The sequence below is a fragment of the Microbacterium sp. ZW3a genome, assembly GCF_057167165.1.
On record NZ_CM169903.1, the window covers coordinates 2,692,449 to 2,706,033 of the forward strand.

Annotated in this window: 8 protein-coding genes; 2 read left to right on the forward strand and 6 right to left on the reverse strand. The window is 69.7% G+C overall.

Annotated elements, in window-relative coordinates; all coding sequences use genetic code 11:
- The first annotated feature begins 67 nt into the window (after positions 1–67).
- The gene (locus ACU6WY_RS12655; RefSeq protein ID WP_483819993.1) at positions 68–1,297 is read left to right on the forward strand and encodes an ROK family protein; all 1,230 of its coding nucleotides are present in this window, start codon (positions 68–70) and stop codon (positions 1,295–1,297) included.
- A gap of 65 nt (positions 1,298–1,362) precedes the next feature.
- On the forward strand, positions 1,363–2,658 hold the full coding sequence (locus ACU6WY_RS12660; protein ID WP_483819994.1) for an alpha-amylase family protein: 1,296 nt from the start codon (positions 1,363–1,365) through the stop codon (positions 2,656–2,658).
- 172 nt (positions 2,659–2,830) lie between these two features.
- Here the strand turns inward: ACU6WY_RS12660 and ACU6WY_RS12665 are convergent, their stop codons facing one another.
- The 6 genes from ACU6WY_RS12665 to ACU6WY_RS12690 all read right to left on the reverse strand — a co-directional run bounded on the left by ACU6WY_RS12665 (position 2,831) and on the right by ACU6WY_RS12690 (position 13,569).
- Positions 2,831–7,165, reverse strand: a complete 4,335-nt coding sequence (locus tag ACU6WY_RS12665) for a family 43 glycosylhydrolase (RefSeq protein WP_483819995.1) — start codon at positions 7,163–7,165, stop codon at positions 2,831–2,833.
- A gap of 204 nt (positions 7,166–7,369) precedes the next feature.
- Positions 7,370–8,383, reverse strand: a complete 1,014-nt coding sequence (locus tag ACU6WY_RS12670; protein ID WP_483819996.1) for a LacI family DNA-binding transcriptional regulator — start codon at positions 8,381–8,383, stop codon at positions 7,370–7,372.
- Positions 8,376–9,923, reverse strand: a complete 1,548-nt coding sequence (locus ACU6WY_RS12675; RefSeq protein WP_483819997.1) for a sugar ABC transporter ATP-binding protein — start codon at positions 9,921–9,923, stop codon at positions 8,376–8,378. The genes ACU6WY_RS12670 and ACU6WY_RS12675 overlap by 8 nt, the downstream gene beginning before the upstream one ends.
- 42 nt (positions 9,924–9,965) lie before the next feature.
- Entirely contained in the window at positions 9,966–10,979 is a 1,014-nt protein-coding gene (locus ACU6WY_RS12680; protein WP_483819998.1) for an ABC transporter permease subunit, read from the reverse strand.
- Complete coding sequence (locus tag ACU6WY_RS12685; protein WP_483819999.1) at positions 10,979–12,022, reverse strand: ABC transporter permease; 1,044 nt, start codon at positions 12,020–12,022, stop codon at positions 10,979–10,981. Before ACU6WY_RS12685 ends, ACU6WY_RS12680 begins: the two co-directional genes overlap by 1 nt.
- Positions 12,019–13,569 (reverse strand): sugar ABC transporter ATP-binding protein, encoded by a 1,551-nt coding sequence (locus ACU6WY_RS12690; RefSeq protein WP_483820000.1) that lies wholly within the window; start codon positions 13,567–13,569, stop codon positions 12,019–12,021. Before ACU6WY_RS12690 ends, ACU6WY_RS12685 begins: the two co-directional genes overlap by 4 nt.
- Between the last annotated feature and the right edge of the window lie 16 nt (positions 13,570–13,585).

Below are 13,585 nucleotides of genomic sequence, written 5' to 3' on the forward strand. Positions count from 1 at the left end.
ATCTATTCGACGAATCAATCCGATGAACGGCAGTATTGCAGGAGACACGAAGGGGGGTCAAGATCCGATGACGGATGCCACACCCGCAGCGCCCTCGCTCCGCCGCCACAGCCTCGACGCAGTCCTGGCCTACGCGTGGGACGCGGAGGCGTTCACCGCGAGCGATGTCATGGCCGCGGTCACCCTCACCCGCTCGACGACGATCGACGTCCTCGACGAACTAGTCGAGCGCGGGCTCCTGGTCGAGATGCCCAACTCCCGCGTCGTGGGCGAGTACTCCAAGGGACGCCCCGCGCGCCGGTTCGCCCTGCGCGCCGATGCCGGCCTCGTCGTCGGTGTCGACGCCGGACGCGGGCACGTCACGGCAACCGTGGCCGATCTGCGCGGCACCCCCGTGGCCACCTCGCGCGTGGCGATCGACCCCGGGCTCGATTCGGCCGAGCGCCGCCGCCGCGCCGCCGAGAAGGTCGTCGAGGCGACGCTGACTCGCGCCCGCGCCACGCGTGACGATCTCGTCGCTCTGTGTGTCGGCGTCCCCGCCCCCGTCGACCGCGCTGGCCGCTCCCCCGCGCACCACGACGGCTTCTGGCAGCGAATGAACCCCGACTTCATCGAGACCTTCGCCCCGTGGGCGCCCGTCGTCCGCGTCGAGAACGACGCCGCTCTCGCCGCCGTCGCCGAGCGCACGTCCGGCGCGGCGATCGGCTGCGACGACTTCGTCGCCCTTCTGGCCGGCGAGCGCTTCGGCGCGGGACTCTGGGTCGACGGCCGCCTCCTGCGAGGGGCGCACGGCGGCGCCGGCGAGACGATCGTGTTCGACCGCATCGACGGAATCGACGGCGCGGAGGGCCTCGCACCCCGGTGCGTGCGCTTCGCGCGCGACGCGATCGCCGCGGGCACGCTCTCTGCCGGGAGCGCCCTGGCGACGCTCGACCCCGCCGAGCTGGATGCCAAGACCGTCCTCGCCCTCGCCGGTCGGGGCGATCCGGGCGCCCTCGCCGCAGCACATCGCACGGGCGAGGCACTCGCGGTGGTCGCGGGTGTCTTCGGCAGCATGTTCGACGTCACGCGCGTGATCGTTTCCGGTGCCATCGCCGCTGGCGCTGCGCCGATCATCGCCGCCGCCGTCGATGCGCTGCCGGCGACCCTCGACCTGCCCGCTCCCGAGATCGTCGCCTCGCCGCTGGGCGCCGACATCGTCTCGATCGGCGCGGTCGCCGCGGCGATCGACGCGGCCCGGACCCGCGCGATCGACCTGCCGATGTTCACCCTCCCCGCCGAGCGCGTGCGGGCCTGATGACGCAGCGAGCGGCGCAGCGCAACCCGTCGCCCCACCCGTACGCCGCGGGATAGCCTCGGCCCATGCCCCGCTGGCCCGAACACGTCTTCTGGTGGCACCTGTACCCGCTCGGGTTCGTCGGTGCCCCGATCCGCGACGGCGTCGATCCCGGCGCGGAACCCGTGCACCGCCTCGAGCGCCTCGAGCCGTGGCTCGACCACGTCATCGAGCTCGGCCTGAACGGTCTGCTGCTCGGCCCCGTCTTCGCGTCCGAGACCCACGGCTACGACACCGTCGACCACTACCGCGTCGACCCGCGGCTCGGGGACGACGCCGACCTCGATCGCCTCCTGGCCGCGGCGAAAGCGCGTGGCATCCGGGTGCTGTTCGACGGGGTCTTCAACCATGTGGGTCGCACCCACCCCGCGTTCCGTGCGCTTCTCGACGGCGACGGCGGCGCGGCGGACCTCTTCCGCGGCCGCTGGGTCGACGGGCGGTTCGAGGCCGACGTGTTCGAGGGGCACGGCGCGCTCGTCGCGCTCGACCACTCCTCCGATGCCACTGTCGACCTCGTCACCGACGTCATGTGCCACTGGCTCGCGCGCGGGATCGACGGCTGGAGATTGGATGCCGCGTACGCGGTGCCGCCGGAGTTCTGGGCCCGCGTGCTCCCGCGTGTGCGCGAGCGGTTCCCCGAGGCGTGGTTCGTGGGCGAGGTCATCCACGGTGACGGACCGGCGATCGTCGACGCCTCGACGATGGACGCGCTCACACAGTACGAGCTCTGGCAGGGGATCTGGCACGGCATCGCCGACAGCAACTTCTTCGAGCTGAGCCACGCGATCGAGCGGCACGGCGAGCTTCTGGCCACCTTCGTGCCGCAGACTTTCGTCGGCAATCACGACGTCACCCGCATCGCTTCGGCCGTCGGCCGCGAGCTCGTGCCGCACGCCCTCGCGGTCCTGTTCACCGTCGCCGGCACCCCCTCGGTGTACGCCGGCGACGAGTTCGGCTGGACCGCGGTGAAGGAGGAGCGCGAGGGCGGCGACGACGCGGTGCGCCCGGCTTTCCCGGCGACCCCCGACGAGGTGACGGGCGTCGATGACCGCATCCTCAACGCGCATCGCGCGCTCATCGCCCTGCGCCGACGGCATCCCTGGCTCTGGCGCGCCCGCACCGACGTGGTCGAGGTGACCAACACGACGCTGGTGCTGCGCACCGCCGTGGACGCCGACGCGGTCGTCGTGGCGCTGAGCCTCGACGACGCCCCCGTGACGCTCCCGGCCGCCGACGCGGCCTCCGTCGTCGCCGGCGACGGCGCGCTGCAGGATGGCCGCATCGCCCTCCCGCCGCACGGCTGGGCGGTTCTGGAGAGCTGAGCGCGCTCCGCCCTCCCCGCCCCCTCCGCGATAAACGCGATTCCCGGCGGTAAACGCGACGACAACGCGTTTCTCGCCGGGAATCGCGTTTATCGCGGGTTCGCTGGCACAGAGCGGCGGTGCGGCGACTCTCCGAAGAGAGCCGCCGCACCGCCGTGGGAGCGGGATGCCGTTATGCGCGGCGCGGACGGCGGACCGTCCAGACCACGGCTCCTGCCACCAGCAGGAACACCGCGAGCAAGGCAGCACCCAGCGGCGCCTGCGCACCGGTGGTGGCCAGCTGGCCGGATGCCACGACGGTGATCGGCACGCTCTGGATCACCGCCCCGTCAGCTCCGTAGACCACGATGGAGTGGCTTCCGGCGGCCAGGTCGCCCGGGATGCGCACGTCGAACACGACGCGGCCGCTCGCGTCCGCGACGGGGATGCCCGCAATACGGATCGGGTCGCTGCGCAGCTCCGCCGTGACCTGCTCACCGGCGTCGAGGCCGGCGACGGTGACCCGCACCACGCCCCCACGCTCGACCGTGGTGGTCGAGACCGACACGGCCGGAGTGACACCGGGCGCCGTCGTCGGCGTCGCGGTCGGCGTAGCGGTCGGCGTCGGCGTCGCGGTCGGCGTCGCAGTCGGCGTCGCAGTCGGCGTCGGCGTCGGCGTAGCCGTCGGCGTCGCGGTCGGCGTCGGCGTGGCCGTCGGCGTCGGCGTCGGCGTCGGCGTCGCGGTCGGCGTCGCGGTCGGCGTCGGAGTGGGCGTCGGGTCCGGGGTGTCCGGCACCTCGCGAGGCTCGACGCTGGAGAGCGTCGGCTTCACGGTCGTAAAGTACCCGTCCGGCCCGACCTCGAGTCGATCGATCGTCGTCTCACGGTTGGTGCCGTTCCCGCCGGGGATCGCGAACCGGTGGTACGCGATGTACCACTCGTCGGTTCCGGGCACGGTGATGATCGAGCTGTGGCCCGTGCCGAGGATGCCCTGCGACGCGTCCTTCTGCAGCAGGATGCCGCGGTACGTCCACGGTCCGTTGATGCTCGTCGACGTGGCGTATCCGACGCGGTAGTTCTCCGACCCGGTGTCGTCGATCGCGTACGTCAGGTGGTACATCCCCTCCCGGTAGTTGACGAACAGCCCCTCGCGGAAGTCGGTCAGACCGCTGATGGACCTGATCGTCCCCGCCTTGATGCTCTTCATGTCGTCGGAGAGCTCACCGTAGACGGGTCGACCGTTGCCCCAGAAGAGGTACGACGTGCCGGTCTTCGGGTCGGTGAACGCCGCCGGGTCGATCGCCTGACCGCTGTTCACGCTTTCGGCGTTGGTGATCATCGGCTGCGCCTCGGCGGTGAACGGCCCCTCGGGGCTGTCGGCCACGGCGACGCCGATCATCTTGCGGTTGGCGTTGGGCTCGTGGCCGCTGAAGTAGAAGTAGTACTTCCCGCCCTTCTCGATGATCGTCGGCGCCCAGGCGTTGCCGGTGGCCCACGGGACGTTCCCGTTCGCGCCGTCCAGCGTCAGAATGGGCTCGTCCGAGCGCGTCCAGTCGACGAGGTTCTTCGAGCTCCAGACGTAGAACGCGTTGCCGCCCCAGCCCGGGACGCCGTCGGTCGTGGCGTAGATGTAGTACGTGTCTCCGAACACCGCGATGTTCGGGTCGGCGTACAGCCCCGGCAGGACCGGGCTCTTCATCTCGACCGCCGAGAGCGTCCAGACCGTGTCGGCCTGTCCCTCGGTCTTCAGCGTCACCGTCACCGGCGAGGTGAGGTTCCGCACGGTTCCCGAGGCCGGGGTCGCCGTCGTGCCCGTCGCCGTGGCGAACGTCGGACGCAGCTTCGTCAGGTCGGTGCCGGGCTTCACCGGGAACACCACCGAACGCGTGGCACCGTCGACCATCGGGGCGACCTTGAGCGCGCTGGCATCCTGGAGGCTGACGGCCCCGAGGATGGTCGGGTTGCCCGACTGCTCGACGATCTCCGTCGGCGAGAGCGCCCGGTTGAACAGGGCGAACTCGCGCACCTTGCCGCGGAACAGGTTGTCGGCGTTGTACACGGACTTGCCGATGTAGTTCGCCGCCGTGCGACCGCCACCGATGTCGCCGGGACGCACCGTGACGTTGCGGTTCTCGGCGACCTGAACGCCGTCGAGGAACAGGCGCGCCGTGCTCCCGCTCAGCGTGTAGGTCAGGTGCACCCACGTGTTGCGGGGAAGCGCCGAACCCGAGCCGGTGTTCTGCTCGCCGCTCCAGTTGCCGGTCGTGAGCGCGCCGCGGTACTGACCGTCACCGGTCGAGAACAGGTAGCCGTTTCCGGCCCCGTCGCCGCCGGTGTTGCCGAAGCCGTAGAGGAAGTACGGCGTGCGCTGAGCGGGGTCGAGGAGCAGCTCGGTCTCGACGGTGAAGTCGTTGACGCCTGCGAGCACGTCGTCGGGAAGGTCGACGTAGTCGTTCGTCCCGTCGAAGGTCAGCGCACCGTCCGAGAACGTCGCACCGCCCTGGATCTGCGCGTCACGTCCGGCGCCCGAACGATCGTGCAGGACCGCTCCCGACGCGTCGCTGAAGTCGTAGCGCAGGATCTCACCGTCTTCGTTGGCCGAGACCGGCTGGGGCAGGTTGGCACGCAGCGCCGACAGCTCGTCCGCCGTCACGGGGATGACCGTGCCGTGCCGCGGGCTGGCGGGCAGGCGGTAGCTCGCCGGCACCTTCCAGTCCGGGTTCGCGATGTCGGTCGTAGCGAGGGGGATGTACCCGCGCCCGCCGTACTCGTCGACGAAGAGGTAGTACTTGTCACCGTTGACGTCGCCCGGGTTGGCCTTGAAAATGCTCGGCCCCTCGACCGCACCCGTACCGGCCTTCTTGCCGATGCACGAGGTGACGGGCTCCCACTTGTCGAGCGTGGCGGTCAGCACCGGTGAGCTCTCCTGAATGATGTCGCTGCAGCCGGTCGTGCCGGCACCCTCGTCCTTCGTGAAGCGCTGGTAGACGCCGTCGGCCTTGATCACGGTCGAGTCGATCCGCGACATCCCGTCCTGCCAGATCTTCGTGTCGCTGAAGGTCACGAAGTCACGCGTGGTGGCGTACAGCATCCGGTTGTAGGTGTTTCCGGTGTGGTTCGTGTCGTTCTCGGCGTAGAGCTTGGACGCCCAGAACACCACGTACTCGCCGAGCGTCTCGTCCCAGTACGCCTCGGGCGCCCAGGTGTTGCCGGCCGTGTCGGGCGAGACCTTCACGTGGCGCTGCTCGCTCCAGGTGACGAGGTCGTGTGACTCCCACACCTCGAGGTACTTCGACCCCTGGCGCTGCGCGCGGTCCCAGTCGCCGTTGCGACCGATGGAGAGGTCGGTGGCGATGAGGTAGAACGTGTCGCCCTCGGGGGAACGAATGAGGAACGGGTCGCGCAGACCCTTCTCGCCGAAGGTCGAGGTGAGGGCGGCCTGGCCGTTGTTCAGCTCGGTCCACGACAGGGCGTTGTTGCCGTTGCTCGCGGCGAAGTAGATGTTCTCGCCCGCGACGGAGTTGCCTGTGAAGTACGCGAACGTGTAGCCCTCGAAGGGTCCGATGTTCGCGGCCTTGCGCACGGCAGCCGAGAACGACCGGCTCAACGTGACGGCGCCCTTGGTGACGGATGCCGTCAGCGCGACGGTCGTGTCGCTGTCGGGCCGCGTGACCACGCCGTCTGCGGCGATGACGTTGGTGTTCGCGGACGACCACGTGACGTCCAGCCCCTGCGACGAGGCGGGGAGGGTGAGGTTGCCGCGCACATCGTCGATGTTGGTGACCGAGATGGCGTCGAGCGCCGCCTGCGCAGCCTCGCGATCCTCGGGGGTCTTGACCAGGCTCTTCACCTCGTCGGCGGAAAGCGCACGATCGTAGAGGCGGAAGTCACGCAGGCTCCCGGCCAGGCGCTTGTCGGGGGTGTAGCTCGACCGGCCGAGGTAGTTGGCCGTCGTGGTGCCGTTGCCCAGCGACCCGGGGGTCGTCGTGGTGGTCGTGTTCTCGGCGACCTGAACGCCGTCCAGGTACAGGCGCGCCGTCGTGCTTCCGGCGTCGAGCGTGTACGTGAGGGTCTTCCACACGTCGCGCTCGATGTTCGCCGAGCCGCGGGTCTCCTGCTCGGTCGTCCAGTTGCCGCTGGCAATGCCGGCGCGCGCAGGGGTGCCGGTGGCGAAGAGGTAGCCGTTTCCGAACCAGTCCGTGGTGTTGCCCAGGCCCCAGATGAAGTAGTTGCCCGACTGCTCCGAACGAACGATCACATCGGTGCTGACAGTGATCGAGGAGAGCCCCGCCAAAATGTCGTTGGGAACGCTCACATAGTCGTCGGCGCCGTCGAGGCGAACGCCTTCGGCGCCCGCCAGCGTCGGACTACCGACGTACGCCGCGTCGTGGCCGTTGCCGGAGACGTCGCGCGCGACGGTGCCCGACGTTTCGTCGAGCGGGTAGGCCACGACGAGTCCCGCGGACGGAACGTCGGCCGCGGCGACCAAAGGAACGGTGAGCGGCGCCGCGACGAGCGCGGCGACCACGGGGACGGCGAGCGTCCAGGAGCGGTGACGGCGTGGGCGAACCGTCCGATTTAGCGTGGGCACGGGGGTGCGGGTCCTCTCGTGAATGCGACATTGCATGACGCCGTCTTCCACGACGGCTGACGCGATGTTAGCGCTCACAGGACGAATTGCGCCAGCATGTGACGCGATGGGCAGCGGCGATGGCGCGCGGACGGCGGGTCGTCAGCGGCGCAGCGGCGCCGAGTCGCGCACGACGAGGCGCGTCGGCAAGGGTGTGCTTTCGCTGACGGTGTCGGGCTCCTCCACCATCAGCAGCACCTTCTGCATGAGGATCTCGCCGAGCGCGGCGAAGTCCTGCCGCACGGTCGTCAGCGAGGGGTGAAGGTACGCCGCCTCGGGCACGTCGTCGAACCCGACGACGCCGACGTCTTCCGGGACGCGCAGCCCGCGCTCGCGCAGGGCCGACAGCACGCCGATGGCCATGTGATCGTTCGCGACGAAGATGCCCTCTCCGGGCGAGATGTCGGCTTCGGCGGCGAGGCGGTAGCCGCTGGCCGCGGTCCAGTCCCCGTAGACGGGGGGCGTCGACTGCGCGCGCACGGAGGCGACCTCCTCGCGCCAGCCCCGCATACGCTCGACCGCATCGGGGTTGCGCGCGGGGCCAGCGAGGTGCCGGACGGTCCCATACCCGGCCTCGATCAGATGCCGCACGGCAGCTCGCGCCCCGCGATACTGATCGATCGCGACCAGACGAGGGTGCGGGCGGCTGGTCGTGGCCGCCGCGACGATCGGCACGTCGATCTCGAGCGCCTGCACCGCCGCGAGCACCTCGGTATCGATGACGATGAGCACGATGGCATCCACCCGCTGCTTCAACAGGCCGTCGATCGCCGCGCGGACCGCGGCGACATCGTTCTGCGGCGAGCTGATCGCGTCGACGTTGTACCGCGCCGCTCGGGCGGCGAAGTTGAAGTTCGTCGCGATCGACGACGGGCCGTAGTCAACGGTTCCCGGCGTGACGAGGCCGATGGTGCGCGTGCGCCGGGTGACGAGGGCGCGAGCCGCCGGCGACGGGCTGTAGCGCAGTTGCGCGATCGCCTGCTCCACGCGCGCGCGCGTAGAGGGGCGCACGTTCGGCATGTTGTTGAGCACGCGCGACACCGTCTGGTGCGACACCCCGGCGAGGCGGGCGACGTCGAAGATGTTCGCGGTGCGGGAGGACTTGTCGTCAGCCATCGGCGGCGTCCTCGTCCGCCGCGGCGGGCTTGGCCACGAGGGCGAGGAGGGCGTCGGAGGTCAGTTCGGCAGCCGGAAGGATCTGAGCGAGCACGCCGTCGCGCATCACCGCCACGAGGTGCGCGACGCGCAGCACCTCGTCGAGTTCGGCCGAGATGTAGACGATCGACAGCCCGTTGTCGGAGAGCTCCCCCACCAATCGTTGGATCTCGGCTTTGGCGCCCACATCGATCCCGCGGGTCGGCTCGTCGAGCACGATGACGCGCGGCGACAGCGCCAGCAGCCGCGCCAGCAGGACCTTCTGCTGGTTGCCGCCCGAGAGGGTCGAGACGGGGCGATCGATGTCGGTCGGACGAATGTGCAGCGCCTCCACCCAGCTGGCCGCGAGCTCGCGCCGGCGCACCGTGCTCAGGCGATGGAAGATCCCGCGCTGGGCCTGCAGGGCGAGAGTGATGTTGTCGAGCACGCTGAGGTCGCCGATGATCCCCTCGGTGCGCCGGTTCTCGGACGAGTACGCCACGCGCTGACGGATCGCCTCGCGCGGCGACCCCAGGCGCACGGGCTCGCCATCGATGCGCAGTTCGCCGCCGTCGGGGTGGTCGACCCCGGTGAGCGCGCGCGCCAGCTCGCTACGCCCCGATCCGAGGAGACCCGCGACGCCGATGACCTCGCCCTCGCCGACGTCGACGTCGGCCTCGCGCAGACGGGGTCCGGATGCCAGACCTCGGGCGCTGATGACCGACGGCCCCTCCGCGGGGGTGGGCGCGCGCAGACCGAGGGGGGCGAGAGCCTCGGCCGCGGCACCCAGCATCTTCTCGACCAGATCGATGCGCAGGAGCTCGCGCGTGCCGTACTCCCCCACGAGGCGTCCTCCGCGCAGTACGGTGACACGGTCGCAGATCTCGTACACCTGATCGAGGAAGTGCGAAACGAAGAGGATCGCGATGCCCTGCGACTTCAAGTCGCGGATGACCCGGAACAGCTCGGCGACCTCGTCGGCATCCAGGCTCGAGGTCGGCTCGTCGAGCACGAGCACCTTGACATCGATCGATACGGCGCGCGCGATGGCGACGAGCTGCTGCACGGCGAGGGGGTGCGACGAGAGCACCGACGACGGGTCGACGTCGACGCCGAGCGCCGAGAGGGCCTCGGCGGCCCGCTCCCGCATGGCACGGTGATCGATGACCCCGAATCGACGCGGTTCGCGGCCGAGTGAGATGTTCTCGGCCACCGTGAGGTTCGGCAGGAGGTCGATCTCTTGGTAGACCGTGGAGATCCCGACGGCCTGCGCGTCGGCGGGTGAGCCGAAACGCATCTCGCGCCCCTCGAGCACGATCTCACCCGCATCGAGCCGGAGAGCACCGGTTATCGCCTTGATGAGCGTCGACTTGCCAGCGCCGTTCTCGCCCATCAGCGAGTGCACCTCGCCGGGGCGCAAGCGGAAGTCGACGTCGGCGAGGGCGGATTCGACGCCGAACCGCACCGTCGCCCCGCGCACCTCGAGGAGGGGCGGGGCGACGGCGGACATGGGGTCAATCATGCACCGGGCCTCTCGGCAACGCACGCATCGGCGACGGGCGCGTCACCGACTGAGCGCGGACCGCGACACGATGATGCGCTGCACGACGACGAACAACAGCAGCAGCGCGCCCACCGTGATCCGGGTCCAGGACTGCTCGGCCCCCGAGAAGGAGATGATCGTGCGGATCAGACCGTAGACGAACACCCCGATCATCGACCCGAGCACGAACCCGCTGCCGCCGGTGAGGAGAGTGCCCCCGATGACGACCGCCGCGATCGTGTCGAGCTCGGTGCCCACACCGTTGAGCGGATACCCCGCCCCGGAGTACGCCGTCAGCACGATGCCGGCGAGCCCCGCGCACACGCCGCTGACGACGTAGACCGAGAGCTTCGCCCGGACGACGGGAAGGCCCATGAGCCGCGCGGACTGCTCGTTGCCGCCCACCGCATAGACGGTGCGGCCGAAGCGCGTGTACCGCAGCACGAACGCGGCGAGCGCGACCGTCAGCAGGGCGATAATGCCGGTCGGAGTGATGTACCAGCCGGCGAAGGAGAACCGGGTGGACTGCAGCCACAGCAGACCATCGTTTTCGACCTTGATCGACTCCAGGCTCACCACGAACGCCAGACCGCGCGCCAGGAACATCCCGATCAGCGAGGCGATGAACGGTTGCACGTCGAAGAACTGCACGAGCACCCCGATGAGGAGCCCGATCGCGGCGCCGATGAGGATCATCGTCGGGACCGCGACCGCGACGGGCACCCCGTCGGAGAGCATCTTCGCGCAGAGGATGCCGGTGAAGGCCATGACCGCTCCGACGGAGAGGTCGATGCCCCCGGTGAGGATGACGAACGTCATCCCGACCGCGAGGACGAGCAGATAGGCGTTGTCGAGCAGGATCGCCGACAGGATCCGCGGGAGCTGGAAGTTCGGGAAGTAGGCCATCGAGCCCGCGATCATGATCACGAGGATGGCGACCGCGGCGAACACCGGGATCCACGAGACGTGGCGGCTGAGGAAGCGGCGGTAGGTGGTCGCGGCGACGGGGCCGCGTTCGGCGGTGAGAGTGACCATCAGGACAGCACCTTTGCGTCAGGACGTCGGGTGAGGGGACGCAGCGCCGAACGGCCCGCGGTCTGGAAGAACGCGCGGAACCGGCGCGACTGCAGCAGCACCACGATCAGCACGGCCGCGGCCATGAAGACGGGACTGACGGCGGGCGGGACACCCAGGAACGTGATCGTGCTCTTCAGGGTCTGGATCGTGAACACGCCCACGACGGTGCCCGCGAGGCTGAACTTGCCCCCGGCGAGCGACGTGCCGCCCAGGACCACCGCGAGGATGGCATCCAGCTCGATGTAGAGGCCGGCGGCATTCGCGTCGGCGGCCATGATGTTCGAGCTGTAGAGGATGCCGGCCATACCCGCGAGGGTTCCGCTGGCGATGTAGGCGCCCCAGATGATGCCGCGCGAGCGGACGCCCGCGAGCCGGCTGGCTTCGGGGTTGATGCCCACCGCCTCGGTGAGCATGCCGAGCGCCGTGCGGCGTTCGAGCACGCCGACGACGATGACCGCCACGATCGAGACGTAGAACGCGAACGGCAGACCCAGCACGTATCCCTGCGCCATGAACTGGTACGGGTCGCTGTTGATCGTGGTGATGAACCCCTTCGTGATCAGCAGGGCGACGCCGCGGCCGGCGAGCATGAGCACGAGCGTGGCGATGATGGGTTGGATGCCGAGCACCGACACGAGGAAGCCGTTCCAGACGCCGAGGAGCAACGCGCTCCCGACGGCCCCGGCGATCGCGACCATCACGACACCGAGGTTGCCCGGGTCGGGCGAGGCCTCGATGATCGTGAGCGCGACGGCCCCGGAGACGGCCATGATCGCGCCGACCGACAGGTCGATGCCGCGCGTGGCGATGACGAGCGTCATGCCGAGGGCGACGAGCATCAGCGGCGCGCTGTTGCGCAGGATGTCGATCAGCGAGCCGTAGAGCTGGCCGTTCTGCACCGTGATGCTGAGGAACGACGGCCGCGAGATCGTGTTGATGGCGATGAGCGCCACGAGCGCGGCGATCGGCCACACGAGGCGGTGTGACAGGAACTTCTTCATGCGATCTTCTCCCGATCGGACGACGTTGTCTCGGGCTGCCCCTCGGCGATGTAGGTCACGAGGCCGTCGAGGTCGACGTCCCGGGTGGCCAGCTCGCCGATCTTACGACGGTCGCGCAGCACGGCGACACGCTGGGCGATGCGCAGCACCTCCTCGAGCTCCGACGAGATGAACACGACCGACAGTCCCTGCTCGGCGAGCTCGGCGACCTTGCGCTGGATGTCTGCTTTGGCTCCGACGTCGATGCCGCGGGTGGGCTCGTCGAGGATGAGCAGTTCGGGGGCGGTCGCCAGCCAGCGCGCGAGGAGCACTTTCTGCTGGTTGCCGCCCGAGAGGTTGCGGATGAGGGCGTTCGGGTTGGCGGGGCGCACCCCGAGCGCGGTGATGTACTCCTCGACGATGGCCTGGATCTCGGCGGAGCCGACCTTGCGCAGCGCACCGCGACGGGCCTGCACGCCGAGGATGATGTTCTCGGCGACGGTGAGGTCTCCGACGATGCCCTCGGCGCGACGGTCCTCGGACGAGAAGGCGATGCCGCGGTCGAGCGCGTGCCGGGGCGATCCCAGGCGCGACGGCTTCCCGTCGACCTCCACCTGCCCCTGGTCGGCGCGATCGGCGCCGGCGATGAGGCGGGCGAGTTCGGTTCGACCGGAGCCCAGGAGTCCCGCGAGACCGACGACTTCGCCGGGGTAGACCTCGAGGTCGACGGGTTCCAGAGCGTTCTTCCGGGCGAGCGAGACCGCGCGCAGCACGGGGGTGCCCGACCGGTCGATCGGGCGCTCCGCGCTGGCGGAGATGGCATCCAACTCGCCCAGTTCGCGGCCGATCATCTGGGCGACCAGCTGCTCGCGACCGAGTTCTGCGACGGGGTACTCCCCGACCAGCGTGCCATTGCGCAGCACCGTCAGGCGATCGGAGATCTCGTAGATCTGATCGAGGAAGTGCGAGACGAAGAGAATGGCCACTCCGCGGTCGCGGAGGTCTCGGATGACACCGAAGAGCTGTTCGACCTCGCCGCGGTCGAGGCTGGAGGTGGGCTCGTCGAGCACGAGGACGCTCGTGTCGACCACCATCGCGCGGCTGATGGCCACCAGCTGCTGCACCGCGATGGAGTGGCTGGCGAGGATCGACCGGGTGTCGATGTGCAGGCCCAGTTCGGCCAGGGCCGTCGCCGCGGCGGCGTGGGTCGCGCGCCAGTCGACCAGGCCAGCACGCCGCACCTCGTTGCCGAGCATGACGTTCTCTCCGACGGAGAGGTTCTGGCACAGGTTGACCTCTTGGTACACAGTGGCGATGCCCGCCGCCTGGGCGTCGGCGGTGGAACGGAACAGGCGCTCCTCGCCCTTGACCCGGATGGTGCCGGAGTCGATGCCGTAGACGCCGGTCAGCGCCTTGATGAGGGTCGACTTTCCGGCGCCGTTCTCTCCCATGAGGGAGTGGACCTCGCCGGGGTAGAGAGTGAAGTCCACGCCGTCGAGCGCCTTCACTCCGGGGAAGGAGATGCTGATGCCGCGCATCGCGACGACGGCAGCACGTTCGGATGTCATGCTCGATCGCTTTCTC